This window comes from Methylobacterium crusticola (genome assembly GCF_003574465.1).
Lineage (GTDB): Bacteria > Pseudomonadota > Alphaproteobacteria > Rhizobiales > Beijerinckiaceae > Methylobacterium > Methylobacterium crusticola.
In genome coordinates, this window is the sequence record NZ_QOWC01000059.1 from 1 (window position 1) to 25,423 (window position 25,423).

23 protein-coding genes and 1 pseudogene are annotated in these 25,423 nt (G+C 75.1%); 5 read left to right on the top strand and 19 right to left on the bottom strand.

What is annotated here, in order from left to right:
- The 5 genes and pseudogenes from DT057_RS19010 to DT057_RS19030 form a co-directional block, all read right to left on the bottom strand.
- Nucleotides 1–964: branched-chain amino acid ABC transporter permease (locus tag DT057_RS19010; protein ID WP_244937384.1), on the bottom strand; the 964-nt coding region annotated here is incomplete at its 3' end.
- Nucleotides 965–1,032: 68 nt separating this feature from the next.
- Complete coding sequence (locus DT057_RS19015; protein WP_128563675.1) at nt 1,033–1,920, bottom strand: branched-chain amino acid ABC transporter permease; 888 nt, start codon at nt 1,918–1,920, stop codon at nt 1,033–1,035.
- 105 nt (nt 1,921–2,025) lie between these two features.
- On the bottom strand, nt 2,026–3,231 hold the full coding sequence (locus DT057_RS19020; RefSeq protein ID WP_128563676.1) for an ABC transporter substrate-binding protein: 1,206 nt from the start codon (nt 3,229–3,231) through the stop codon (nt 2,026–2,028).
- Between the two features lie 66 nt (nt 3,232–3,297).
- On the bottom strand, nt 3,298–5,043 hold the full coding sequence (locus DT057_RS19025) for an acetolactate synthase catalytic subunit (RefSeq protein ID WP_128563677.1): 1,746 nt from the start codon (nt 5,041–5,043) through the stop codon (nt 3,298–3,300).
- A 217-nt stretch (nt 5,044–5,260) separates the two neighbouring features.
- Nucleotides 5,261–6,289, bottom strand: a pseudogene (locus DT057_RS19030) (zinc-dependent alcohol dehydrogenase); the annotation flags it as partial.
- 100 nt (nt 6,290–6,389) lie between these two features.
- Here DT057_RS19030 and DT057_RS19035 point away from each other — a divergent pair.
- Together DT057_RS19035 and DT057_RS19040 are read left to right on the top strand one after the other, a co-directional pair.
- Entirely contained in the window at nt 6,390–7,106 is a 717-nt protein-coding gene (locus DT057_RS19035) for a GntR family transcriptional regulator (protein ID WP_128563679.1), read from the top strand.
- A 259-nt stretch (nt 7,107–7,365) separates the two neighbouring features.
- Entirely contained in the window at nt 7,366–8,655 is a 1,290-nt protein-coding gene (locus DT057_RS19040; protein WP_128563680.1) for a hypothetical protein, read from the top strand.
- Nucleotides 8,656–8,661: 6 nt separating this feature from the next.
- On the opposite strand, the gene DT057_RS19045 is transcribed toward DT057_RS19040, so the two are convergent.
- From DT057_RS19045 to DT057_RS19060, 4 genes are all read right to left on the bottom strand, one after another.
- Nucleotides 8,662–8,937, bottom strand: a complete 276-nt coding sequence (locus tag DT057_RS19045) for a hypothetical protein (protein WP_128563681.1) — start codon at nt 8,935–8,937, stop codon at nt 8,662–8,664.
- 174 nt (nt 8,938–9,111) lie between these two features.
- Nucleotides 9,112–10,209, bottom strand: coding sequence for an S-methyl-5-thioribose-1-phosphate isomerase (gene mtnA, locus DT057_RS19050; protein ID WP_128563682.1), 1,098 nt, complete (start codon nt 10,207–10,209; stop codon nt 9,112–9,114).
- A 60-nt stretch (nt 10,210–10,269) separates the two neighbouring features.
- Nucleotides 10,270–11,865 (bottom strand): phosphoglycerate dehydrogenase, encoded by a 1,596-nt coding sequence (serA, locus tag DT057_RS19055; RefSeq protein WP_128563683.1) that lies wholly within the window; start codon nt 11,863–11,865, stop codon nt 10,270–10,272.
- A 188-nt stretch (nt 11,866–12,053) separates the two neighbouring features.
- Nucleotides 12,054–13,223, bottom strand: coding sequence for a phosphoserine transaminase (locus tag DT057_RS19060; RefSeq protein ID WP_128563684.1), 1,170 nt, complete (start codon nt 13,221–13,223; stop codon nt 12,054–12,056).
- Between the two features lie 273 nt (nt 13,224–13,496).
- On the opposite strand from DT057_RS19060, the gene DT057_RS19065 reads away from it, so the two are divergent.
- Entirely contained in the window at nt 13,497–14,198 is a 702-nt protein-coding gene (locus DT057_RS19065) for an ABC transporter permease (RefSeq protein WP_128563685.1), read from the top strand.
- A 7-nt stretch (nt 14,199–14,205) separates the two neighbouring features.
- On the opposite strand, the gene DT057_RS19070 is transcribed toward DT057_RS19065, so the two are convergent.
- The 7 genes from DT057_RS19070 to DT057_RS19100 form a co-directional block, all read right to left on the bottom strand.
- Nucleotides 14,206–15,042, bottom strand: coding sequence for an ABC transporter substrate-binding protein (locus DT057_RS19070; RefSeq protein WP_128563686.1), 837 nt, complete (start codon nt 15,040–15,042; stop codon nt 14,206–14,208).
- 62 nt (nt 15,043–15,104) lie between these two features.
- The gene (locus DT057_RS19075; protein WP_128563687.1) at nt 15,105–15,911 is read right to left on the bottom strand and encodes a Crp/Fnr family transcriptional regulator; all 807 of its coding nucleotides are present in this window, start codon (nt 15,909–15,911) and stop codon (nt 15,105–15,107) included.
- Between the two features lie 224 nt (nt 15,912–16,135).
- A complete protein-coding gene (gene trmD / locus DT057_RS19080; protein ID WP_128563688.1) occupies nt 16,136–16,834 on the bottom strand; it encodes a tRNA (guanosine(37)-N1)-methyltransferase TrmD in 699 nt (232 codons plus the stop codon).
- Nucleotides 16,835–16,915: 81 nt separating this feature from the next.
- Complete coding sequence (gene rimM, locus DT057_RS19085; RefSeq protein ID WP_128563689.1) at nt 16,916–17,617, bottom strand: ribosome maturation factor RimM; 702 nt, start codon at nt 17,615–17,617, stop codon at nt 16,916–16,918.
- Nucleotides 17,618–17,628: 11 nt separating this feature from the next.
- Nucleotides 17,629–17,988, bottom strand: coding sequence for a 30S ribosomal protein S16 (gene rpsP / locus DT057_RS19090; RefSeq protein ID WP_128563690.1), 360 nt, complete (start codon nt 17,986–17,988; stop codon nt 17,629–17,631).
- 57 nt (nt 17,989–18,045) lie between these two features.
- Nucleotides 18,046–19,734 carry a signal recognition particle protein gene (gene ffh / locus DT057_RS19095; RefSeq protein WP_128563691.1) on the bottom strand — a complete coding sequence of 563 codons (1,689 nt, stop codon included), beginning with the start codon at nt 19,732–19,734 and terminating at the stop codon, nt 18,046–18,048.
- Between the two features lie 18 nt (nt 19,735–19,752).
- Nucleotides 19,753–19,974: an eL24 family ribosomal protein gene (locus tag DT057_RS19100; protein ID WP_128563692.1), complete on the bottom strand. Its 222-nt coding sequence runs from the start codon at nt 19,972–19,974 to the stop codon at nt 19,753–19,755.
- A gap of 282 nt (nt 19,975–20,256) precedes the next feature.
- Here DT057_RS19100 and DT057_RS19105 point away from each other — a divergent pair, with 282 nt between their 5' ends.
- Both DT057_RS19105 and DT057_RS19110 read left to right on the top strand, forming a co-directional pair.
- Nucleotides 20,257–21,486, top strand: a complete 1,230-nt coding sequence (locus tag DT057_RS19105; protein ID WP_128563693.1) for an ISAs1 family transposase — start codon at nt 20,257–20,259, stop codon at nt 21,484–21,486.
- Nucleotides 21,487–21,601: 115 nt separating this feature from the next.
- Nucleotides 21,602–22,063, top strand: a complete 462-nt coding sequence (locus tag DT057_RS19110) for a hypothetical protein (protein ID WP_203236322.1) — start codon at nt 21,602–21,604, stop codon at nt 22,061–22,063.
- Between the two features lie 21 nt (nt 22,064–22,084).
- Here the strand turns inward: DT057_RS19110 and DT057_RS19115 are convergent, their stop codons facing one another.
- From DT057_RS19115 to DT057_RS19125, 3 genes are all read right to left on the bottom strand, one after another.
- Complete coding sequence (locus DT057_RS19115) at nt 22,085–22,516, bottom strand: HIT family protein (protein ID WP_128563694.1); 432 nt, start codon at nt 22,514–22,516, stop codon at nt 22,085–22,087.
- 12 nt (nt 22,517–22,528) lie between these two features.
- A complete protein-coding gene (locus DT057_RS19120; RefSeq protein WP_128563695.1) occupies nt 22,529–23,695 on the bottom strand; it encodes a M20 aminoacylase family protein in 1,167 nt (388 codons plus the stop codon).
- Between the two features lie 129 nt (nt 23,696–23,824).
- Complete coding sequence (locus DT057_RS19125; RefSeq protein ID WP_238313590.1) at nt 23,825–25,165, bottom strand: serine hydrolase domain-containing protein; 1,341 nt, start codon at nt 25,163–25,165, stop codon at nt 23,825–23,827.
- Nucleotides 25,166–25,423: the final 258 nt, after the last annotated feature.

Consider the following 25,423-nt stretch of genomic DNA (forward strand, 5'->3'; position numbering starts at 1 on the left):
CCGCGGGCGCCGCCGGCACCGGGGCGGCCGGCGCGCCGCGGGCGGCCCCGCGGCCGCCGGCGAGGCGCGAGACCAGCCCCATGAGCCCGTTCGGCATGAACAGGACGACGAGCATCAGCACGACGCCGTACACGAAGCCGTGCAGCCCGAGCGCCTTGGCGCCGAGCCAGCCCCGGGCGAGCTCCGTCAGCGGCACGAGCAGCACGGCGCCGAGCAGCGGGCCGAACACCGTGCCGATGCCCCCGATGAGCGCGAACATCGCGATCTGGATCGAAAGCGTCAGCGAGAACATCGCGGCCGGCTCGATGAAGGTCAGGTACATCGCGTGGAAGGTGCCCACCATGGCGGTGAGCGCGCCCGACAGCGCGACGGCGACGAGGCGGACCCGCACGGTGTCGACGCCGGCGGCCTGGGCCGCGGAGGCGCGCTCGCGCGTCGCCACGAGGTAGTAGCCGAGCCGGCGCCAGCGCACCCACCAGGCGACCGCGAGCGTGACGAGGAGCATGCCGAACGCGATGGCGAGGAGCGGCAGGCGCTCGCGGAACACCATCCACTCCCAGCCGAGCCTCAGCGGGATCATGAGGCCGGTCGCGCCGCCGGTGATCTCGCGCAAGTGCAGCGCGAGGACGCGGAACACCTCCAGGAACGCGATGGTGGCGAGCGAGAAGAACGGGCCGCGCAGGCGGAAGCACGGGTAGCTGATCGCCACCGCGACGAGCACCGCGAGGGCCGCCCCGGCGAACATCCCGAGCCAGGGGCTGATCCCCATCCCGGCCAGGATGACGCCGCAATAGGCCCCGATCCCGTAGAAGATGCCGTGGCCGAGCGAGAGCTGGCCCGTGAATCCGCCGACGATGTTCCAGGCGCTCGAGAGCGCCGCGAAGATGCAGATCGTGATGAAGACGTGGTAGACGAAGGGGTTGTCGATCCCGACCGGGATCGCCACGAGCGCCGCCAGCAGCAGCGCGAGGGCGGCCGCGCCCCGCCGCGGCGGGGCGGGCGCGGCGGGGCTGTCCGCCGTCGGGAGCGCCCTCACGGCGACACGTGCGCGAGCGTGAGCCGCGCCCCGAACAGGCCCGAGGGCCTGAGGATCAGGATGAGCAGGAAGACGCCGAACACCGCGACCTCGCGCAGGTCCGAGCCGACGTAGAACCCCGCGAGGCTATCGATGAGGCCGATCAGGATCGCCCCCCCGAAGGCGCCCCCGATGGAGCCGAGGCCGCCGAGCACGACCACCACGAAGGCGGTGAGGACGAAGTACGTGCCGCTCGTCGGCGAGGTCGGGTAGAGCGGCGCGACCAGCACGGCGGCGACCCCCACGCAGGCCGCGCCGATGCCGAACGTCAGGGCGTAGATCCGCCCGACGTCGATGCCCATGAGCTCGGCCGCCGCGCGGTTCTGCGCCACCGCCCGGATCGCCCGGCCGGTCTGGGTGCGCGACAGGAAGAGCTGGAGCCCCGCCACCAGGACGGCCGCCGCCGCCAGGATGACGACCTGCCCGGCGAGCACCCGCACCGGGCCGATCACCACCGGCGCGCGCAGGCCGTGCGGGGGCGTGTTGGCGATGTCGGCCCCGAAGGCCAGGAGGGCGAGGTTGATCAGCGCCGTCGACAGCCCGACCGTCGCGAAGATCTGGATGTGGTCGTCGCCGGCCGCCATCAGGGGCTGGATCAGGAGCCGCTGGGTCAGGACGCCGAGGACGAACAGGGCCGGCACCACCGCGATCACCGCCACGAAGGGGTGCAGGCCGAGCCCGGTCGTGACCAGGTAGGTGCCGTACATCCCGAGCATCAGGAACTCGCCGTGGGCGAAGTTCACGACCTTGACGATGCCGAAGATGAGCGTGAGCCCGACGCTCACGATGGCGAAGAGGCCGCCGAGCATCAGCCCGTTGGCGAGCACCTGCAGGAGGATGTCCATTCGCGCCTCGCGGACACGGGTGGGGCGGGGCGGGGCCCGCGGGGCTCGGCAGGCCGGTGCCCCGGCAGGGCGGGCCCCCGGCACGGCGGGGCCCCGGCGGGGCGGCTACTTGCGGAACTGCATCGGCGCGACGGCCGCCTCGTCGGGGTAGACCGTGACGAGCTTCCCGTTCTGCCACTGCATGCCCATCATGGCGGCCCGCTCGTTCTGGTTGTTCGCGCCGAACTTGAAGCCGTACCCGACCGCGGTCACGCCCGGCTTGACGTCGATGCCCTTGACCGCCCTGGTGATCGTGTCCGGCGTGAAGCCCTTCACGGTGTTCAGCTCCTGCAGGATGATCTTGGCGCCGACGTAGTTGTTGAGCGAGTGCCCGGAGCGCGGGCTGCCGTTGTACTTCTTCCTGTAGGCGTCGACGAAGCCCTCGATGCCGGGCGTGTACCGGGTGTTGACGAGGAACTGGGTGAAGTCGGTGTCCAGCACGCCCTCGATGATGCCGTGGCCGACGGCGTCGGCGGTGGGCTGCATCGAGTAGCCGCCGCCGCCGCCGATGATCGCGCCCGGCTTGAAGCCGGCCTCGTTCGCCTGCTGCAGGAACAGCACGGAATCGTTCAGGTAGGAGGTCTGGAGCACGACGTCGACGCCGCGCCGCTTGAGGTCGAGGACGAGGGAGGACATGTCGAGCGTCGCGGCCGGGTAGCCCTGCGCCGTGACGACGTTCAGCTTCGCGCCCGCGGCGAACTTCTTCTGGTGGCCGGCGACCGAGGTGCCGTAGCTCGAATCCTCGTAGATGATCCCGATCTTCAGCTCGTCCGGCTTCTTGCCGAGGCCGGCCGCGACCTTGCCGACGATCATCTCGACCGCGAGCTTGCCCATGTCCTCGGCGGTCGGGTTGGTGCGGTAGAGGAACTTGAGGCCCCGGCCCGTGACCTCGTCGGCGACGGCGCCGAGCTCGAAGTAGGGCACCCCGGACAGCTCCGCGACCTGGCTCGCCGCGATCGAGCGCGCCGACGAGTAGGAGCCGAAGATCGCCGCCACCCGCTCGAGGGAGATCAGGCGGCGCGCCTCGCCGATGGCCTGGTTGTTGTCCACGGCGTCGCCGCGCACGAGCACGACCTTCTCGCCCTGCACGCCCCCGGCGGCGTTGATCTCGTCGACCGCGATCTCGAGGCCGCGGGCGCTCTCCTCGCCGAGCAGCGCGAGCTGGCCGCTGAAGGGGTAGAGCGCGCCGAACCGCACGTCCGCCTCGGCCGCCGTCGCGGCCAGCCCGAGCAGGACGGCCACGGCGGTCCTCGTCACGACAGCGTGTCTCATGGTTCCTCCCCGGTGGCGTTCTGGGGACCGCAGGGCCCCGTGTCTCGCGGGCCGCGGGGCCCGCCGTCAGTACGCGAGGGCGTCCTTGCCCTCGAAGCTGGTGATGGGCGGGTAGGCCCGCTGGTCCGTCACGACGTCGACGACCGTGACGCCGTCCGCCGCCAGGGCGTCGCGCAGGGCGCCCGCGAGGTCGTCGGGCCGCTCGATCCGGACGCCCGCGCAGCCGCAGGCCCGCGCGATGGCCGCGTGGTCGACGGCCTCGAAGTGGCAGACGTCCGTGAAGTTGCCGAAGAGCGAGAGCTCGGCGTGCTTCTGGTAGCCGAGGATCTGGTTGTTGAGGACGACGAGCACCACCGGCAGCTTCATGCGCCGCGCCGTCTCGAGCTCGGCCCAGACGTGGCCGAAGCCGCCGTCGCCGGTGACGCAGATCACGGGCGCGTCCGGGCGCGCCACCTTGGCGCCGAGGGCGAAGGGCAGGCCCCAGCCGAGGCCCGCGATGCCGCGGGGCGTGAGGAAGCGCTGCCCGGCCCGGCGGGCGGTGAGGAAGTTCGCGATCCAGATCGAGGCGTAGCTCGCGTCCGCGACGGCGATCGTCTCGGGCGTCAGCACGGCGTCGATCTCCGCCATGATCCGCTCGGGCCGGATCGGCACTGCCGCCATGTCGACGAGGGCGCCCATGTCGGCGTCGTGGCGCGCCCGCGCCTCGGCGATCCGCCCCTCCAGGGCCTCCCGGCCGTCCCGCGAGCCGGGGAGCCCGGCGGCGCCGAGCGCCGCGGTGAGCGCCGCGAGCGTCAGCCTGGCGTCGCCGGCGAGCCGCAGGGCCTCGTAGTTCCGGCCGATTTCGCCCCCGTCCACGTCGACGTGCACGTAGCGGGCGTCCCGCGGGTACAGGGACCAGCTGTCCGTCCCGTTCTGGTTCGCCCGGTTGCCCACGAGGAGCACCACGTCGGCCCCCGTGACCACCTCCCGCAGGTGGGACGCCCGCCCGCGGGGCGCCATGAAGTACCCGACGACGCCGAGGGAGAGCGGGTGGGTCTCGTCGACCGCGCCCTTGCCCATGACGGTGGTGCCGACGGGCAGCCCGAGGGCCTGGAGGGCGGCGAGCTCGGCGCTGGCGCCCGAGGAATGCACGCCGCCGCCCGCGATCACGACCGGGCGCCGGGCGCCCGCGATCAGCGCCGCCGCCTCGGCGACGCGCGCCGGGTCGGCGACCGTGCGGTCGAGCGGGTAGGTGCCGAGGCGCGCCGCCCGGCGCGGCGCCACCGCGTCGATCCCCGCCGGCTCGTCCAGGATGTCGAGGGGCACGAGGAGCACCGCGGGGCCCGGCCGGCCGGTGCCGGCCGCCGTGAAGGCCATGTCGACGTAGTCGTCGATCCGGCTCGGGTCGCCGACGCGGCGCACCCACTTCGCCACGCCGGAGAACAGGGCGAGGTGGTCGAGCTCCTGGAACGCGTTCTTGTCCGTGAAGCGCCGGCTCACGTCCTGCACGATGGCGACGACCGGGATCGAGGCCTTCAGGGCCTCGGCGAGGCCCGGGACGAGGAGCGTCGCGGCCGGACCGTTCTGCGCCGCCACCACGCCGACCCGCCCGGAGACCCGCGCGAAGGCGTCCGCCATGGCGGCGCCGGCATTCTCCGTGCGGTAGCCGATCTGCCGGATGCCGTAGCCCGGCGCGGCCAGGAAGAGGGCCGACGGGATGCTCTGGCCGAACACCTCGCGCACGCCGTGGCGCTGGAGGGCGGCCGCGAGGGCGTCGGCGCCGGTCATGTTGCCCCCGGGGGCCGGGGAGGCGGGTCTCGCGGCGAGGGTCATGCTGGTGTCCTTATCCGGCAGGGTTCCGGCATCGCCCCCGGCCCGGGGCCGACCGGCCCGGCGCGCGCCCCGGCCTCGTTGCGCACGCGGGCCCCGGCCGCCCGGTCGGGCGGGACGACGGGGTGGGTGGGTGGGCGCGCCGTGCCGGTCGCCGGCGGCGGCACGGTCCCGGCGCGGGCGGCCGGCCGCGGCGGGGGCACGCCCCCCCCTCCGGGCCGCCCGGGACGAGCATGACCTTCACGGCCCGGCGGCTGCGGGCGAGCTCGAACGCCGCGACCCCCTCGGCGAGGGGGCGCCGGTGCGTGATGAGCCGGCCCAGCGCCTCGGCGTGGTCCGAGAGGAGCCGGATCGCCTCGTCGAGGGCCCGCGCGGTGGTGTCGTGGGCGGCGCGCAGCTGCGTCCTGCTGCGCACGAAGGCGGTGAGGTCGAGGGTGAGCGCGCCGGAATGGATGCCCGCCGCCACCAGGATGCCGCCGGGGCGCAGCAGGGCGAGGCCGTCCGTGACGGAGCGCGCCGCGCCCGTCGCCTCGATCACCCGGTCGGGCGGGCCGCCGAGGAGCCGGGACACGGCCTCCTCCAGGGTCTCGTCGCCCAGGTCGACGCAGCGGGCGATGCCGATCTGGCGCGCCTTGGCCAGCCGGACCTCGTCGTCGAGGCCGGCCAGCAGGACCGCGGCGCCGCGGTCCTGCGCCACCCAGGCGATGCCGAGGCCGATGGGGCCGGGGCCGAGCACGACGACGCGGTCGCCCGGCCGCACCTCGGCGACGTCGACGGCGTTCACGGCGACCGCCAGGGGCTCGGCCAGGGCGGCGACGTCGAGGGGCAGGCCGTCGGGCAGCCGGCGGCAGTTGCGGGCCGGGACGACGACCGCCTCCGCGAAGGCGCCGTCCCGGTGGAGCCCCACGATGGCCCGGTCCCGGCATTCCTGGGGCCGGCCGGCGCGGCAGGCCGGGCAGGCGCCGCAGGTCACGGTGGGCCAGCACGTCACGGGGTCGCCGCGGGCGAGGTCGGTCACGCCCGCGCCGACCTCGCGCACCCGGCCGGCGAATTCGTGGCCCAGGGTCACCGGCAGGGCGCGCGCCATGAACCCGTAGCCGGGCGTCCAGGCATAGGCGTGGAGGTCGCTGCCGCAGATCCCGGCCGCCGCGACCGCGACCGTCACCTGTCCGGGGCCGGGCGCGGCCGGAGGGGCGACCTGCGCGAGGTCGAGCCCGAACGCGGCAGCCGATTTTCGCAACGCCAGCATCTTCCTCCCGGGGCGCGACCGTGGTGACCTGCGCCGGGTGCCCTGCTATGAGGCACCCGCTGTAATTTGTTATAACACTCATCGTCCGAGACGGGACCGCATGTCAAGCCGCTCCGCGCGCGAGGATCAGCCCGGATCCGAGGCGACCGACTGGGTGCGCCCCCTGGTTCGCGAGAACCTCGGCGAGCGCGCCTACGCGGAGCTGCGCGCGGCCCTCATGCGGGGGCAGCTCCGCCCGAACGAGCGCCTGCGGCTGCGGCCGATGTCCGTGCGCTTCGGCATCAGCGCGACGCCGATGCGGGAGGCGCTGCTGCGGCTGGTGTCGGAGCGGGCGCTCGCCCTCGACGCCCGCGGGACCGTCGTCGTGCCGATGCTGACCCTGGCCGAGCTCCTGGAGATCCGGGCGATCCGCATCGACCTCGAGGGCAGGGCCGCCGCGACGGCGGCCCTGATCGCGTCGGCCGACGCGATCGACGGGCTCGCGGCCATCCACGCGGCGATCTCCGACTGCCACCGGACCCGCGCCTTCGCGCGGGCGGTGGACCTGAACACGGAGTTCCACCTCGGCCTGTGCCGGCTCGGGCGCCTGCCGGTGCTCTACGAGATCGTCGAGATGCTCTGGATCCGCTGCGGGCCGATCCTGTCCCACCTCTACGACGGCGGCCTCCCGGACTGGGAGCCGCACCCGCACCGCCGCATCATCGACGCGCTGCGGGGCCGCGATCCCGGGGAGGCGCGCGAGGCGGTCCGCGAGGACATCGAGCGGGGCGGCCAGGGCCTGCTGGCCCGCGTCAAGGCCGCGGCCGCGCCCTCCTGACCTCGCGGGGCTGCGCCGCCGCCGACGGCCCGTCGCGCGTTCCGGTTGAAATCGCCGGGGTGCCGAGCCCTGGCGCGAAAGGCCCTGGCGCGAAAGGCCCTGGCGCGAAAGGCCCTGGCGCGAAGAGCCCTTGGAAGAGCCCTTGTTTGACAGAGCCTTTGCTCGCGCCGCACTGTCGGCGGCGAACCGGTGTCCACGCCGTCGGAAAAGCGGCTCCGGGCGAGGCACGTTTGTCCCACGCCGGAGCGCGGGGTCCACCATGCGTCTGCTCGCCCCCGCCTGCGCGGCCCTGGCGCTCCTCGCGGCCCCCGCGGCGGCGGCGGAGACCTCGAGCGCCGGCGAGGCGGGGCGGATCGACGGCGTGCGGGTCTGGACCCTGCCGGACACGCCCAACGGGCTCCACCCGTCGCAGAGCTGGCACGCCACGGGCTCGGCCCCGAACGGCGACCTCTACGTCGCCGGCATGGACCACCGCACCAACGCGGCCCTGTACCGGCTCGCCGCCGGGACCGACCGGCTGCGCCTCGTCGGCGACGCCCGCTCGGCCTCGGAGGCGGCGCGCAACTGGGAGCCCGGCGAGACGGCGGAGAAGTTCCACACCCGCCCGCTCTGGTTCGGCGGCAAGGTCTACGTCGCGACGATGGACCGCTCGGGCCTCGACGACGGCTACCTGTCCCGGCGCGGCTTCCACTGGTACGCCTACGATCCGGCCGCGGACCGGTTCGGGGACCTCAGCGCCGCGGAGCCGGGCGGGACGGGCCTGCCCCACGGCGGCCTCGTCGCCCTGGCGGCCGATCCGGCCTCCAACGCGGTCTACGGCGCCGTGGTGCCGACCGCGGAGATCGTGCGCTACGACGTGGCGCGGGGCACCACCGAGAATCTCGGCCGGCCGGCCGGCTACGACCGGCCCTACGTCTACGCCGGCCGCTTCATGTTCGTGGATTCGCGCGGGCGCCTCCACGTCTCGGCCGGCCACCCGGGCGGGGCGGCGGGCGCTCCGGGCGCCGGGGCGGGGCGGGACGCCTCGCCCTACTCCCACCTCCACGCCTACGAGCCCGGCCGGGGCATGACGGCCCTGCCGGACCTCGCGCTCGCGCAGCCGCGGGCCCTCGAGACCGGCCGCTGCTTCCCGGAGCGGCGGGCCTGCGTGGCGGCCGACGACGAGGGCCACGTCTACCGGTTCTCCGAGGAGGGCCCGGCCTGGACCTTCCTCGGGCCGGTCGCCCGGGACCGCCCGGGGGCGCGCCTGTGGATGTTCCAGGTCACGGCGGACGGGCGCCGCGCCTACGCGGCCACGACGAGCTACGACCCGGGGGCCGGGCCGGCGGCGCTCTACGAGGTCGATCTCGCGACGGGCGCCTCCACGCGCCTGTGCAGCCTCGCGGATCTCGATCCCCGCCTCGGGCGGCGCACCGTGCACACCGGCTCCGACGCCTGGGACGACCGGGGCCGCTTCGCCTTCGCGAGCTTCGCCGCGGACGGGTCGGGCGACGTCCTGCTGACGCGGGTCGACCCGGTCCGCCTGAAGGCCGCGCTGGCGGCCCGCTGACGGCGCTCACCGCAGGCGCAGGCGGAACCCGTCGTCGCCGGCCGCCGGGGCGGCCGCATCCCCGGCGAACGTGGTGAGGCGCAGGGCGAAGCGGCCGGCCTCCGGCTCGGGGGCCCGGCGCTCGGGGGCGACCGCGTAGGCAAGGCAGGTGCCGACGCACAAGGACGTGCCGAGCGTCACGGCGGCGAGCCGGAGCCCCAGGGCCGCCACGGTGCCGGCGCGCGCCGCGCCGGGCGTCCGGTCCGCGTCCGCAGCCCCCTCGATCCCGAGCCGTCCCCGCATGCCCGCCTCCCGCCCATGGCTGATCCGATGGCCGATCCGATGGCCGATCCGGCGGGTGCGAGACTCCGTCCCGTCCCGTTGACGGGTCGTCAACGCTCCGGCGCGGCCGGGGGCCGAGGGGCCGGGCGTCCACGCAATCCACAGAGGATCGCCGGTCCGGGGGGCCCCGGCGCCTCACGCCGCCGCGCGGCGCTCCGGGTAGAGCCCGAGCAGCCCCTCGGGCGTGGCCGGGGCGACGCCGCGCTCGGTGATGATGCCGGTGACGAGGCGGGCGGGGGTCACGTCGAAGGCGGGGTTCGCCACCGGGCTGCCGGGGGAGACCACCGCGATGGTGGCGAGGGCGCCCTCGTCCGTGCGGCCGGTGAGGTGGGTCACCTCGCGGGCGTCGCGCTCCTCGATCGGGATGCCGGCGATGCCGTCCGCGAGGGTCCAGTCGATGGTCGAGAAGGGCAGGGCGGCGTAGAACGGCACGCCGCAATCGCGGGCCGCCAGGGCCTTCAGGTAGGTGCCGATCTTGTTGCAGACGTCGCCCGTCGCGGTGGTGCGGTCCGAGCCGACGAGGCAGAGGTCGACCTGCCCGTGCTGCATCAGGTGGCCGCCGGCATTGTCGGCGATCACCGTGTGGGGCACCCCGTGGGCGTTGAGCTCGAAGGCCGTGAGCGCCGCGCCCTGGTTGCGCGGCCGGGTCTCGTCGACGAAGACGTGGACCGGCACCCCGGCATCGTGGGCGGCGTAGACCGGGGCGAGGGCCGTGCCCCAGTCGACGGTGGCGAGCCAGCCGGCGTTGCAGTGGGTCAGCACGTTGACGGGCCCGGCCTTGCGGGCGCCGGCCTCGGCGATCAGCCGCGCCCCGTGCACCCCGATGGCGCGGCAGCTCGCGACGTCCTCGTCGGCGATGCGGCCGGCCTCCGCGAGCGCCGCCTCCGCCCGCGCCCCCGGGGAGAGGGGGCGCAGCAGCGCCGCGGCCCGGTCGAGGGCCCAGCGCAGGTTGATGGCGGTCGGCCGCGTCGCCGCGAGGCGCCGCACGGCCTCCTCGAGTCCGCGGTCGGAGGCGTCCTCCCGCAGGGCGAGGGCCAGCCCGTAGGCGGCCGTGGCGCCGATCAGCGGCGCGCCGCGCACGATCATGGTGCGGATCGCCACCGCGGCGTCCTCCGCGCTGCGCAGGGTCCGGATCTCGAAGGCGAAGGGCAGGCGGGTCTGGTCGATGACGCAGATCCCGTGCCCGCCGGGCTCCGGGAAGATGGTGCGGTAGTGGCGGCCGGCGATGTTCATGCGGGCGAGCCTTACCACGAAAGGGGGCGGGAGGGAGGCGGGGACCGCCCTCCCGCCGCTTCAGAACCGCACCGCCCGGGCCCGCTTCACCTGCGGGATCGCCTCGATGGCGCGCAGCAGCTCCGGGGAGACCGGCTCGTCCACGGCGGCAAAGCAGATCGCGTCGCCCCCCGGCCGGTCGCGGCCGAGGTGGAAGGTCGCGACGTTGACGCCCGCCTCGCCCATCAGCGTGCCGAAGCGGCCGATGAAGCCCGGCCGGTCGGCGTTGCGGATGTAGAGCATGTGGGGGGCGACCGCGGCCTCGAGGGCGATGCCGCGGATCTCGACGATGCGGGGCCTGCCGTCCTGGAACACCGTGCCGGCGGCGTCGCGGGGCATGTCCTCGGCCTCGACCGTGAGGTGCAGGCGCGAGCCGTAGGTGCCGTGCGCCACGGTGCGGGTCGTCGCCTCGACCACGATGCCGCGCCCCCGCGCCACCTCGGTGGCCGACACCATGTTGACCCCCTCGAGGAACGGCCGCAGGACGCCGGCGACGGCGGCGGCGGTCAGCGCCCGGGTGTTCATGCCCGCCACCTCGCCCTCGTAGGCGATGCGGATGGCGCGGATCGGCGCCTCGGTGAGCTGGCCCAGGAACGCGCCGAGCTGCTCGGCCAGGGTCACGTAGGGGCGCAGGCGCGGCGCCTCCTCGGCGGAGATCGACGGGAAGTTGACCGCGTTGCGGATCGCCCCGTGCAGCAGGTGGTCGGACATCTGCTCGGCGACCTGGAGGGCGACGTTCTCCTGCGCCTCCGTGGTCGAGGCGCCGAGATGCGGCGTGCAGATCACGTTGGGATGGCCGAACAGCGCGTTCTCCGTCGCCGGCTCGACCGAGAACACGTCGAAGGCCGCCCCCGCGACGTGGCCGGAATCGAGGGCCGCCCGCAGGGCCGCCTCGTCCACGAGGCCGCCCCGGGCGCAGTTGACGATCCGCACCCCGGGCTTGGTGCGGGCGAGCGCCTCGGCCGAGAGGATGTTGCGGGTCTTCTCGGTCATCGGCACGTGCAGGGTGATGACGTCGGCCCGCCGCAGCAATTCGTCGAGGTCCACCTTCTCGACGCCGAGCTCCTGCGCCCGCTCGGGCGTCAGGAAGGGGTCGTAGGCGACGACGCGCATGCGCAGCCCGATGCCCCGGTCGGCCACGATGGCGCCGATGTTGCCGCAGCCGATCACCCCGAGGGTCTTGGCCGTGAGCTCGATGCCGAGGAAGCGGTTCTTCTCCCAGCGCCCGGCCTGCGTCGAGGCGTCGGCCTGCGGGATCTGGCGGGCCAGCGCCAGCATCATCGCGATGGCGTGCTCGGCGGTGGTGACCGCGTTGCCGTGGGGCGTGTTCATCACGATCACGCCGCGGGCGGTGGCGGCCGCCACGTCGACGTTGTCGACGCCGATGCCGGCCCGGCCGATCACCGCGAGGCGCCCGGCCCGCGCCAGGAGGGCGGCCGTGACCTTGGTGGTCGACCGGATGGCGAGGCCGTCGTAGTCGCCGATGGCGGCCGCGAGGGCCTCCTTGTCCTTGCCGAGTTCGGGGCGCAGGTCGGCCCGCAGCCCGTGCTCGCGGAAGATCGCGACCGCGGCGGGCGAGAGGGAATCGGAGATCAGGATCGTCTTCGGGTGCGGCATGGCGGGCGGCCTTCGGGCAGGCGCGCGGATCCCCCCTGACGCGCCGCGTCGGGCAAATCCGCGCCTCGGGGCGGCGGGGGCCGCGCCGGCGCGATGCGGCCGCGGCTCCCGGTCTCGATGGATCGGACCCGCTCCCGGCCGGCGCGGCCCCGGGCGGCCGGGGGCGCGGGCAGGCGGGCGGCGAGGGGTCAGGCCGCCTGGCTGAGGCGGGCCTTCTCCTGGGCGAAGGCCCAGTCGAGCCAGGGCGTCAGGGCCTCGAGGTCGGCGGCCTCGACGGTGGCGCCGCACCAGATGCGCAGCCCGGGCGGGGCGTCGCGGTAGGCGCCGATGTCGTGGGCGACGCCCTCGCGCTCGAGGGCCGCGGCGATGCCCTTGGCCACGGCCGACACCGCGGCGGGCCCGCGGGCGACGACGTCCGGGTCGCTCACCACCAGGCAGACGCTGGTGTTCGAGGCGGTGGCCGGCTCCTGCGCCAGGTTGGCGATCCAGGGCGTGCGCGCGACCCAGGCGGCGATCACCCCGGCGTTCCGGTCGGCCCGGGCGCGCAGGGCGGCAAGGCCGCCGATCCCCTGCGCCCAGCGCAGGGCGTCGAGGTAGTCCTCCACCGCCAGCATCGAGGGCGTGTTGATGGTCTCGCCCTCGAACAGCCCCTCGATCAGCTTGCCGCCCTTGGTCATGCGGAAGATCTTGGGCATCGGCCAGGCCGGGACGTGGCTCTCGAGCCGGGCGACGGCCCGGGGCGAGAGCACCAGCATGCCGTGCGCGGCCTCGCCGCCGAGCACCTTCTGCCAGGAGAAGGTCACGACGTCGAGCCTGGCCCAGTCGAGGTCCTGCGCGAAGGCGGCCGAGGTGGCGTCGCAGAGCGTCAGCCCCTCGCGGTCGGGGGCGATCCAGGCGGCGTCGGGGACGCGCACGCCCGAGGTGGTACCGTTCCAGGTGAACACGACGTCGCGGCGGCGGGTGTCGACCTGGGACAGGTCCGGCAGCCGGCCGTAGGGCGCGGTGATCACGCGGGCATCGAGCCTGAGCTGCTTGACCGCATCTGTCACCCAGGTCTCGCCGAAGGATTCCCAGGCCAGCATGTCGACCGGGCGGGCGCCGAGCAGCGACCACATCGCCATCTCGACCGCCCCGGTGTCGGAGGCCGGCACGATGCCGATGCGGTAATCCTCGGGCACCTCCAGCACCGCGCGGGTGAGGTCGATGGCCTGCTTGAGCTTGGCCTTGCCGAGCTTCGCCCGGTGCGAGCGGCCCAGGGCCGCGTCCGCGAGGGCGGCGGGCGTCCAGCCGGGGCGCTTGGCGCAGGGGCCGGACGAGAAGTACGGCGCGCGCGGGCGCGCCTCGGGCCGGGTCGTCATGTGCGTGAGTCCATCCTTCCAGATGGGCGCCCCTCGGTGGGGAGAGGTGTCCCGCCGGGCGGAATGGCCGAGACCGGGGCGGCGGTCAAGCGGCCGCCGACGATCCGCTGCGCCGGGCGAAGGCGCTCCCCGGGGCCCCGGCGGGACGCCGCCGCCCCCCCGCGGGCCGCCCGGGCCCGGCCGCGACAGTATGGCACGCGGATCCGCGGCCGGGCCCGGGGCGCCGACGAGAGGCGCCCGCGGCCGCGCGAAATGCTCTATGAGGCGCCCAGCATGGACGAGTTCGGTCGCGCGCTGGGCCTGGCGCTACAGTTGATCCTGCGGGCGGACGCCGAGCTCGTCGCCATCGTGGGCCTGTCGCTGCGCGTCAGCCTCGCGGCCGCCGGCCTCGGCTTCGTGCTCGGGGCGCCCCTCGGGGCCCTGATCGCGGCGACGCGCTTCCCCGGGCGGACGGCGCTCCTCGTCGTGCTGAACGCGCTCCTGGGGCTACCGCCGGTGGTCGTCGGCCTCGTGCTCTACCTGCTCGTGTCGCGCGCCGGGCCCCTTGGCGGCCTCGGCCTGCTGTTCACGCCGGGCGCCATGGTGCTCGCCCAGTGTCTCCTCGCGCTGCCGATCGTGGCGGCCCTGGCGCACCGCGCCTGCGAGGGCCTGTGGGCCGAGTACGGCGACGCCCTGCGCATCGACGGGGTCGGGCGCGGGCACGCGGTCGCGATCCTGCTGGCGATGGCCCCGGCGCCGCTCCTGACGGCGTTCCTGGCCGCCTTCGGGCGGGCGATCGCGGAGGTCGGCGCCATCCTGATGGTGGGCGGCAACATCCGCGGCCACACCCGCACTATGACGACGAGCATCGCCCTCGAGACGAGCCGCGGCGACCTCGCCCAGGCGCTGGGGCTCGGCCTGATCCTGCTCGCCGTCACGCTCCTCGTGAGCGCGCTCGCCTTCGGGCTCAGCCGGGCGGCGCTGCCGCGGGGCTGAGGGCGGCCTACTGGCTCGGCATCGTGCCGGCCGGGACGAAGAGCGGCTCGCCGCCGACGCGGTGGGAGGCGATGGCGTCCCGGCCCCGCTCCGAGGTCAGCCACGCGTGCCAGGTCCTGGCGTCCGCGGCCCGGATGTGCGCCCCCTTGGCGGGGTTCACCAGGATCGCCCCGTAGGGGTTGAACAGCGCCGGATCGCCCTGGACCAGGATCTCGAGGCCCTGCCGGTTCCGGAAACTGGCCCAGGTGGCCCGGTCGGCGAGGGTGTAGGCGTCCATCGCCGCCGCGGCGTTGAGCGTCGGCCCCATGCCCTGCCCGAGCTCGCGGTAGGCCGGCCCGAGGGCCGCCCGCGCGTCGATGCCGGCGCCCTTCCATAGCCGCTGCTCCGTCCGGTGGGTGCCGCTGTCGTCGCCGCGGCTGGCGAACGGCGCCCGCGCGCGGGCGATCCGCGCCAGCGCCTCCCCGGCGTCGCGCAGGCCGCGCAGGCCCGCCGGGTCGGCGGCCGGCCCGACGACGACGAAGTCGTTCGCCATCACGTCGCGCCGGTCGAGCCCGTGCCCCGCGGCCACGAACGCGTCCTCGCCGGCCCGGTCGTGGACGAGGAGCGCGTCGGCGTCGCCCTTGGCGCCGATCGCCAGGGCCTGGCCGGTGCCGACCGCGACCACCCGCACGTCGATGCCGGTCTCGCGCCGGAAGATCGGCAGGATGTGGCCGAACAGGCCCGACTGCTCGGTCGAGGTCGTGGAGGCGACCGTGATGGCGCGCGTCTGCGCGCCGGCGGGCCCGGCCGGGAGCCCGCCGGCGGCGAGGAGCAGCGGCAGGACGAGGAGGCGGCGGCGCAGCATGGAGTGGCACTCCCCGGAGGGCGGACGTGGGCCACGACATCCACGCCCGGTTCCTCGCTCGCTCACGGCCGCTCCCGCGCGGCCAGCCCCCCGGCCGCCCCGCCGCCCTCGCGCCCGGCGACCGGCACGGGACCGACGAATTCCGGCTTGCTGCGCTCGTGAGCGTCGAGCAGGGGGCCGGCGATCCGCACGAGCGCGTCGAGGTCGAGGATGGTCACCCGCCGGCCCCGCATCGTCGCGATGCCGTCGACCCGGAACGTCCTCAGCACCCGGTTGACGTGGACGTTCGAGATGCCGAGGTGGTCGCCCATCTGCTCCTGGGTCATCGGCAGGTCGTAGGCGAGGGAGTCCGGCGGGAGGGTGCCGGACAGGATCAGGCGGCCCCGGAAGTCGATCAGCAGCAGGGCGAGGCGCTCGTCGGCGTTGCCGCGCCCGAGCCCGACGATCCAGCTGTGCAGCCGGCGCTCCTCCTCGACCACCTGCCACATGCAGCGGACCGCGACGTCCGGGTCCCGGACGTAGGCCTCCCGCAGGGTGCGGTGGTCGACCTGCTCGACCACCACCTCCGACAGGGCCTGCACGGCGTCCGGGCTCTGGGGAACGAACAGGCTCTTGACCGCGAACAGGTCGCCCGGAAGGAAGATCAGGATGTACTGGGTGCGGCCGTCCTCGAGGGTGCGCGTGCGGGCGACCCAGCCCTTGCGCAGGCGGAAGATGGAACCGTTCTCCGCGCCGGCCTCCACCAGGACGCGGCCGGCCGGGAAGACGCGGGCCGCCGGGCCCATCAGGCGGGCGAGCGCCTCGTCTCCTCGCCGGAGCGCGTCGCCGATCTCGGGCCGATGCATCAGGTAGTGGGCGGAGTCGGGCATGGGGTGCGGGGGCTGACACGGGAGTTCGGCACGGGGCCGCGGCACCTGCCGGCAGATAATCGCCGGTCGCCCCGGCGCAAGGCCATGGACTTACGAGTCCTCCGGCGCCGCCGCTTCTACGCAGGATGAACTCGGGCCGCGGCGGCGGCGCCTCACGCCATCGAGCGACGTCCGCACGTGTCGGGCGCGGCCCGCGCGACAACACTTCGCGACGCCGGACGCCGTCACGGCCCGTCCCGCCCGAGCAGGTCGGGGCGGCGCTCGCGGGTGAGGCGGGCGGCCTCGGCCGCGCGCCAGCGGGCGATGGCGGCGTGGTTGCCGCCCGTGAGCACGTCCGGGATCGGGCGCCCCTCCCACTCCCGCGGCCGGGTGTAGTGCGGGTACTCGAGCCCGGGCCCCTCGAAGCTCTCCTCCACGCCCGAGGCCGCCTTGCCCATCACCCCGGGCAGGAGGCGCACGCAGGCGTCGATGAGCACGAGGGCGGCGGGCTCGCCCCCCGACAGCACGTAGTCGCCGACCGAGACCTCCTCGAGGCCGCGGCCCGCGATGACCCGCTCGTCCACGCCCTCGAAGCGGCCGCAGACCGCGATCAGGCCCGGCCCCTCGCTCAGGGCCCGGACCTGCGCCTGCGTCAGCGGCCGGCCGCGGGGGCTCATCAGCAGCCGCGGGCGCGGGTCGGAGGCGGGGGCCGCGGCGTCGATGGCGGCGGCCAGCACGTCGCAGCGCAGCACCATGCCGGCGCCGCCGCCGGCGGGGGTGTCGTCCACCGCCCGGTGGCGGCCGAGCCCGTGGTCGCGGATGTTGCGCGCCTCGAGCGCCCACTCGCCCCGCGCCAGCGCGTCGCCGGCGAGCGAGAGCCCGAGATGGCCCGGGAACATCTCCGGATAGAGGGTCAGGACCGTGGCGCGCCAGGACGGGGTCATGCGGGGTTGATCGCGCGGGGCGGGGGCGGGGTCAACCGGAGCGGCCCGCCGCGCGGGCGGGCACGGGCCGTCCGGGCCGGCTCAGCCCGCGTCGGGGTCGCGCGCCTGGCTCGGGGCGAACAGGTCGTCGGGGGGGTCGATCCTGACCCGGCGGGCCGCGACGTCGACCTCCGGCACGAAGGCCTTGGTGAAGGGGAGGAGCGCGGAGGCGCCGCCGTGGGCGGGCGCGATCTCCAGGAGGTCGCCGCCGCCGAAATTCGGCACCGCCCGCACCGTCCCGAGGACGGTCCCGGCGCCGTCGGTCACCGGGAGGCCGACGAGGTCGGCGGTGAGGAACTCGTCCTCGTCCGCGGGCGCGCCGAGGCGATCGCGGGCGACGTAGAGGGCGAGGCGGGCGAGGGCCTCGGCCGCCTCGCGGCCGGCGATCCCCGCGACCCGGGCGACGAGCATGCCGGGCCCGCCCGCCGGGCGCACGGCGAGGAGCTCGACCCGGCGGCCGTCCGCCCCGGCGAGGGGCCCGTAGGTGGCGATCGCCCGCGGGTCGGCGGTGTAGGATCTCAGCCGCACCTCGCCGTGGAGGCCGTGGGCGCGGCCGAACTCGCCGAGCAGCACGAAGCCGGGATCGTCCGCGATCCCGGCCGTCGGCGGGGCCGGCGCGACGCCCCGGCGTGCCTCCGGGCTCCGGGCCCGGGGAGGCTTCGCGCCGGAACCCCCGGCGCCGGGGGTTCCGGCTCCGGGCTTCCCGGCTCCGGGCGGGGTCGGGGCGTCGGGCCGGCGCGCCATCGCTGCCGGGCTTACGCCGCCGCGTCCTCGCCGGCGCCGGCCTTCTCGGCACGGGCGGCGGCGCGGTCCTTGGACTTCGTGCCGGGCTCGGCCTTCTGCGGGTTGTTGCGGGCCGGGCGCTTGGCGAGGCCGGCGGCGTCGAGGAAGCGCAGCACGCGGTCGGTCGGCTGGGCGCCCTTGGCGAGCCAGGACTGGATCTTCTCGGCCTCCAGCGTCACGCGGGCCGGGTCGTCCTTGGGCTTCATCGGGTCGTAGGCGCCGACCTTCTCGATGAAGCGGCCGTCGCGGGGCGAGCGGGCGTCGGCCACGACGATGCGGTAGTACGGGCGCTTCTTGGCGCCGCCGCGGGTGAGACGGATCTTGAGGGACATGGTGCTCTTCCTGTGGGTGAGGGGATCGGGACGGCGACGGTCGGGCCCGCCTGCCGCCTACTTCTTCTTGCCGAAGGGGAGGCCGCCGAGGCCCGGGAGGCCCGGGAGCCGGCCGCCCCCGAGCCCCGGCAGGACCGGCCCCTTGGCGGGGGCCTGGGCCGGGGCCGGGGCGGGGAGCCTGCCCGGGGCGCTGGCGGCACCCTTGGCGGCGCTCTGGGCGGCGCCCTTTGGGGCGCCCTGGGCCTGCGGGCCGCCGAGGCCGGGGGGCATCGGCGGGAGGGTGGTGCCGGGGGGCAGGGCCTTCTGCATCTCGGCCAGCATCTCGGGGGTGGGCTGGGGCATGCCGCCCATCATCCGGCCGAGCCCGCCCATGCCGCCGCCCATCCCGCCTGCCATGCCGCCGCCCAGGCCGAACATGCTGCCGAGGGCCTGGCCGATGCCGCGCTTGCCCGACCCCATGGCCTTCATCATGTCGGCCATGGTGCGGTGCATCTTGAGGAGCTTGTTGATCTCCGCGACGTCGACGCCCGCGCCCCTGGCGACGCGCTTCTTGCGCGAGGCCTTGAGGATGTCGGGGTTCTTGCGCTCGGCCGGGGTCATGGACGAGATGATGGCGCGCTGGCGCCGGAACATCCGCTCGTCGAGGTTGGCGCCCTCGACCTGCTTCTTGATCTGCCCCATGCCGGGCAGCATGCCCATCAGGCCGCCGATGCCGCCCATCTTCTCCATCTGGGCGAGCTGCATCGACAGGTCGTCGAGGTCGAACTTGCCCTTGCGCATCTTCTCGGCGACGCGCAGGGCCTCTTCCTGGTCGATGGTCTCGGCCGCCTTCTCGACGAGCGAGACGATGTCGCCCATGCCGAGGATGCGGTTGGCGACGCGGGCCGGGTGGAACTCCTCCAGCGCGTCGACCTTCTCGCCGGTGCCGACGAGCTTGATCGGCCTGCCGGTGACGGCCCGCATCGAGAGCGCGGCGCCGCCGCGGGCGTCGCCGTCCATGCGGGTGAGCACGATGCCGGTGACGCCGAGGCGCTCGTCGAAGGCGCGGGCCGTGTTGACCGCGTCCTGGCCCGTGAGGGCGTCGGCGACGAGCAGCACCTCGTGGGGCCGGGTCGCCGCCTTCACGTCGGCGGCCTCCTGCATCAGGCCCTCGTCGAGGGTGATGCGGCCGGCGGTGTCGAGCATCACGACGTCGAAGCCGCCGAGGCGGGCCGCCTCCATGGCGCGCCGGGCGATCTGCACCGCCGTCTGGCCGGCGACGATCGGCAGCGTCTCGACCCCGACCTGGCGGCCGAGGATCGCGAGCTGCTCCATGGCGGCCGGGCGGCGGGTGTCGAGGGAGGCGAGCAGCACCCGGCGCTTGTCGCGGCCCGTCAGGCGCCGGGCGATCTTGGCGGTGGTGGTGGTCTTTCCCGAGCCCTGGAGGCCGACCATCAGGATGGCGACCGGCGACGGCGCGTTGAGGTCGATGACCTCGGCCTCGGTGCCGAGCATCGCCACGAGCTGGTCGTTGACGATCTTCACGACCATCTGGCCGGGCGTCACCGACTTCAGCACCACGGCGCCGACGGCCTGCTCGCGCACCTTCTCGGTGAAGCCGCGCACCACCTCGAGCGCGACGTCGGCCTCGAGGAGGGCGCGGCGCACCTCGCGCAGGGCGGCGGCGACGTCGGCCTCCGTCAGGGCGCCGCGGCGGGTCAGCCCGGACAGGATGCCGGAGAGGCGGTCGGAGAGGCCTTCGAACATGGGTCGGTTCCCCGGGGTCTACTCGTCCACGCCCGCGGACGCCGCGCGGCGGGCCTGGAGCGCGCCCTCGAAGTGCCGCACCGCGCTCTCGAACTTGTCGCGGCAGCCGGGGTTGCAGAAGCCCACCACGGCGCCGTTGTAGAGGGTCAGCGAATCGGCCGCGACGGGCTTGCCCGACCACGGGCAGACCTCGTTCACCGCGTCCTCGATGCGCAGCCGCGCGTGATCCGTCTGGTTCATCCGGCGTCCTGGGAGCGGCCGCGCGGCCGCTCGTCGTGAGGCACCGCTCAACGCCGTTCGCGCCCGAGGGCGCATCGCGCTGTCGGGCGTTGACCTCCGGCCTCGCGGGGCCGGTCGGCGTCGAGACGAGACCTCGTCCTGAGAGGGCGGGGCGTAGAGGGGTGCGGGCGAAAAGTCAATGCGGCCCGGGCCGGACGCCAGGGCCGCGAACTCGGGTTAACGGCTGTTTACGGATTGCGTTGAGGCTGACTCTGTGGGCGCCGCTGAGTCGGAGCCTTGCTGATGAGCCTTGCGATCCTGGAGAGCCTGCCGCCCTCGCGCCTGAAGGCCCTGCTGGCGCACTTTGCCGAGATCGAGGATCCGCGCGAACCCTGGCGGGTCGCCCACCCGCTGCCCGAGGTGCTGCTGCTGGTGGTGTGCGGCACGATCTGCGACTGCGAGGACTACGACCTGATCGCGGCCTGGGGCGAGGCGCACCTGCCGGTGCTGCGCCGCTACCTGCCCTACCATCACGGCGTGCCGGGCGGGCGCTGGCTGACCCTTCTGATGAACCGCATCGATCCGGGCCTGTTCGCGCAGGCCTTCACGGACTGGGTGCGCGCCACCTGGCCCGAACGGCCCGACTTCGTGGCCATCGACGGCAAGACCTCGCGCCGCAGCCACGACCGCGCCACGGGCGCGCCGCCCCTGCATCTGGTCTCGGCCTTCGCCACCACCGCCCGCCTCGTGCTCGGCCAGGAGGCGGTGCCCGACAAGGCCAGCGAGACCACGGCCATCCCGGCCCTGATCGCCCGCCTGTCCGAGCGGGACGGCCTGAAGGGCGCGCTCGTCTCCATCGACGCGGTCGCCACCAACCCGAGTATCGCCGCAACCATCACCGCGGCGGGCGCCGACTACCTACTCGCGGTCAAGGCCAACCAGCCCACCCTGCGCGCCGAGATCGAGAGCCTGTTCGAGACCGGCCTCTCCGACGAAGTCGAGACCGTGACCGAGCACGACAAGGGACACGGCCGCATCGAGGAGCGGCGCGTCGGCGTCGTACGGCAGGTCGACTGGCTCGACGGGCCCCGCCGCTTCCCCGGCGAGACCCGCCTGCCGGGCGCGGCCTGCCTCGTGCGGGTCCAGGCCCGCACCGAACTCAAGGATCGCTGCCGCACCGAGACCCGCTACTACGTCTCCTCCGCAGCCCTCACCGCCGCGCGCGCCGCAGACGCCGTGCGCGGACACTGGGCCATCGAGAACAGCCTCCACTGGGTCCTCGACGTGGTCTTCGCCGACGACCAGTCCCGCCTGCGCAAGGGCCACGGCGCCCACACCATGGCCGTGGTCCGCCACTTCGCCCTCAACCTCGTGCGAACCGCCCCGCCCCGCCCGGAGCCGAAGCGATCCCCGCTCAAGCGCGCGCCACGACCAGGCGCACCACCCAAGACCATCAGCCTCAAGCTCCGACGCAAAATGGCAGCTTGGGACCCAAACTACCTACAGGCTGTCCTCGGCATCAACCCGCGTTAACCTGGATTCATGGCCCTGGGCCGGACGCGCCGGGGCGGCGCCCGCCAGGCTCGTTTACGCCTCCTTAACCATGATCGGGTCTGTTCGGGGCGTCGAGAGTTGCAGGAGACGCGGCGTGTCCGATCCCGCCTACCAGATGCAGAGCAATGCCGCCGCCTCGCGGCAGCCCTCCGGCCCGCTGCGGGACTGGCTCGCCACCCTGTCGCGGATCGACACGGCCGAGACCGGCCGCCCGGCCGCCCGGCCCGCGGAGGCCCGCCGGCCGCCCGAGGCGCAGGCCGCCTGGGAACCCCGCGTCGTCCCGGCCACCCCCGAGGCCGCGCCGGAACCGCCCCCGGAGCAGAGCGAGGACGACGACGTCGCCGCCCTGATGGCCGAGAACATGATGCTCAAGGCCCGCCTGCGCCTCGAGGCCGAGCGCTACGACGAGGTGCAGACCCTCCTCGCCGAGGAGCTGCGCGCCCTGCGCAGCCACGTCCAGGGCGAGATGGAGAAGGCCGAGGACCTGCGCGCCGAGCGCGACCTCTGGATGGCCCGCGCCGAGGCCCTGGCCCAGCCGCTGTTCCAGAAGCGCTGAAGGCGCCCGCCGCGCGCCCGCTCAGGCGTCCAGGGCCGCCCGGATCCGCTCCGCGTGCGCGGCCAGCACGGCCGGGTCGGCCATGCCGCCGGCGTGGCGCCGCGGGGCGGCGCCCTCGTGGCGCGGCAGGACGTGGACGTGGAGGTGGAAGACGGTCTGGCCGGCCGCCGCCTCGTTGTACTGGTAGACGGCGACGCCGTCGGCCGCGAACGCCGCCTTGGCGGCGGCGGCGACCCGCTGCACGGTGGCGAACAGGGGCGCGAACACCGCCGGGTCGGCGTCGAGCAGGCCGCGGCTCGGCCGCTTCGGCACCACCAGGGTGTGGCCGTCGGCCTGGGGCATCACGTCCATGAAGGCGAGGGTGTGGGCGTCCTCGTAGACCCGGTGGCACGGGATCTCGCCCCGCAGGATCTTCCCGAAGATGTTGGCGGGATCGTAGGCGGAGCTCGTCATCGGCGCCTCCCCTCAGGCCGCCGAGGCCGAGCGGCGCTCGACCAGGCGCGCCAGGTAGGCGGCGCCGAGCGGGATGATCGCGTCGTCGAAGTCGTAGGCCGCGTTGTGCAGGTTCGCGCCCGACTTGCCGCCGAGCCAGGCGTAGGCGCCCGGCACCGCGTGCAGCATGTCGGCGAAATCCTCGCTCCCCATCTTGGGCTCGGGATCGGTGTCGACCTGGCTTGCGCCGAACAGCTCGGCGGCGATCTCGGCCGCCGCGGCGGCCTGCGCCTCGCTGTTGCGCAGGACCGAGAAGATGTCGCGGATCTCGACCCGGATCTCGGCCCCGAAGGCCGCCGCGACCCCGGCGGCGATCTCGCGCATGCGCCGGGCGACGAGGGCGCGCACGTCGTCGTCGAAGGTCCGGATCGTGCCGGCGAGGTGGGCCTCCTCCGGGATCACGTTGTAGGCGGCGCCGGCGTGGACCTGGGTGATCGAGAGCACGGCCGACTTGAGCGGATCGGCGTTGCGGCTCACCACCGTCTGGAGCGCCTGGACCAGGGCGGCCTGGATCACCACCGGGTCGATGCCCCGGTTCGGCTGCGCCCCGTGGGCGCCCCGGCCGACGACGCGGATGTCGAAGAAGTCGGCCGCCGCCATGGCGGGGCCCGCCCGCACCGACAGGCGCCCCACCGGGCCGCCCGGGTTGTTGTGCAGCCCGTAGACCTCGTCGCAGGGGAAGCGCTCGAACAGGCGGTCGGCCAGCATGGCGCGGGCGCCCCCCAGGCCCTCCTCGGCGGGCTGGAAGATGAACACGGCGGTGCCGTCGAAGGCGCGGGTCTCCGCCAGGTACTTGGCGGCCCCGAGCAGCATCGTGGTGTGGCCGTCGTGGCCGCAGGCGTGCATCGTGCCCGGCACCGTCGAGCGGTAGGGCAGGTTCGTGGCCTCCTCGATGGGGAGCGCGTCCATGTCGGCGCGCAGGCCGATCCGGCGCGGGCTCGTGCCGCGGCCCTCGAGGATGCCGACGACGCCGGTCCGGCCGACCGCGCGATGCACCTCGATGCCCCAGGCGGCCAGCTTCTCGGCCACGATGCCGGAGGTGCGCACCTCCTCGAAGCCGAGCTCGGGGTGGGCGTGCAGGTCGCGCCGGATGGCGACGAGCTCGTCGAGGTCGGCGGCGATGTGATCGATCGGGGTCATGCGGGCGGACGCTCGGGCTCTGGCGCCCGGACGGGGCCGGGCCGGACGGCGCCATCCTTCCCCCCTCCGGCCGGGGGAGTCCAGAGGGGGAGGCGCCGGGACCGGGCCCGCCGGGCCCCGCGGCGGCGCTCAGTCGACGATCGCCCCGTACACGAGCTGCTTGATCTCCCGGCGGTAATGGGCCCGGCTCGGCCCCGGCGCCTGGGTCATCATCACGACCGCGAGGTCCTCCTTGGGGTCGACCCAGAAGAACGTCCCGGCGTAGCCGGCCCACATGAACTCGCCCTTCGAGCCCGGCACGCCGGCGATCCCGGGCTCCTTGCGCACCATGAAGCCGAGGCCGAAGGTGTAGCCCGGCACGCCCATCAGCAGGTCGCCCGGGGTCGCGACGGGCCGGATGCGGTCGCCGAGGTGGTCGGAGGTCATCAGCTCGACACTGGTCCGGCTGAGCACCCGCGCCCCGTCGAGGGCGCCGCCGTCGAGCATGGCCTGGGCGAAGCGCAGGTAGTCCGAGGCGGTGCCGTAGCCGCCGGCGCCGCCGGAATCGTTCTTCGGCACGCTCCCGTCGATCAGCCGGTTCGGCGCCCCCGTGGCGGGATCGGTGGGGAGGGGCAGCGCGATCCGCCCCGCCTTGTCGGCCGGGACCGAGAACCCGGTCTCGGTCATCCCGAGCGGCGCGAGGACCCGCTCCTCCAGGTAGGCGCCGAGCCGCTGGCCGGAGGCCTTCTCGACCACGCGCCCGAGCACGTCGACGGCGAGGCTGTACTGCCAGACGGTGCCGGGCTGGTAGGCGAGCGGCGCGGCCGCGAGGCGGCTCGTGAACTCCTCGGGCGAGAGGTCGGTGGTGTTGTAGTCGAAGTCGGGCTTGAACAGTCCCGCCTTGGCGTAGGCGGCCTTCACCAGCGCGTTCGTGGTGATCTCGCCGTAGGCGAGGCCGGCGGAGTGCCGCAGGAGGTCCTGCACGGTCGGGGCCCGCTCGGCCGCGACCAGGTCGACGGCCTGCTCGCCGAGGGCGTTGGGGCGCGGGACGGCGACCTTCAGGTCCTTGAACTCGGGCAGGTACTTCGAGACCGGGTCGGTGAGCTGGATGCGGCCGTCCTCCACGAGCGTCATGGCGGCGACCGACGCCAGGGGCTTCGTCATGGAGTAGATCCGGAAGATCGCGTCCTTGGCGAGCGGCGCGTTGGCGGCCTTGTCGCGGAAGCCGAAGCTCTCCGCGTAGGCGAGGCGGCCGCGGCGCGCGATCATCACGACGGCCCCGGGCAGCCGGCCGGCCGCGACCTCCTCCTCCATGACCCGCCCGATGCGCGCGAGCCGCCCGGAGGACAGGCCGACCTCCTCGGGCCGGGCGGCCGACAGCACCGCCCCGCCCCGCGGGCGCCCCGTCGCGTCCGCCCAAGCCGGCGCCGCCGCGAGGGCGACCAGGGCCGCCCCGATGCAGGACATCACGATCCGACGGGATGCGGGCACGCGCCCTCCCTCGCTCCTCGCCATGGCGTCGTCTCCCTCTCAGCCTCTTGCCGGAACCCGCGGGCCCCGCCCGGGCCTCTCGCGGGCCCGCCGACGCGAGCCTAGCCGGCCGCAGGCCGGAACGCCACGGCCGAGGTCGGGGCCGGAACGCCACGGCCGAGGTCGGGGCCGAAACGCCACGGCCGAGGCCGAGGCCCCGCGCCGCACCGGCGCGCCGCCCGGTGGGAGCCCCGGCCGGGGGGAGCGCCGGCCGGGGCC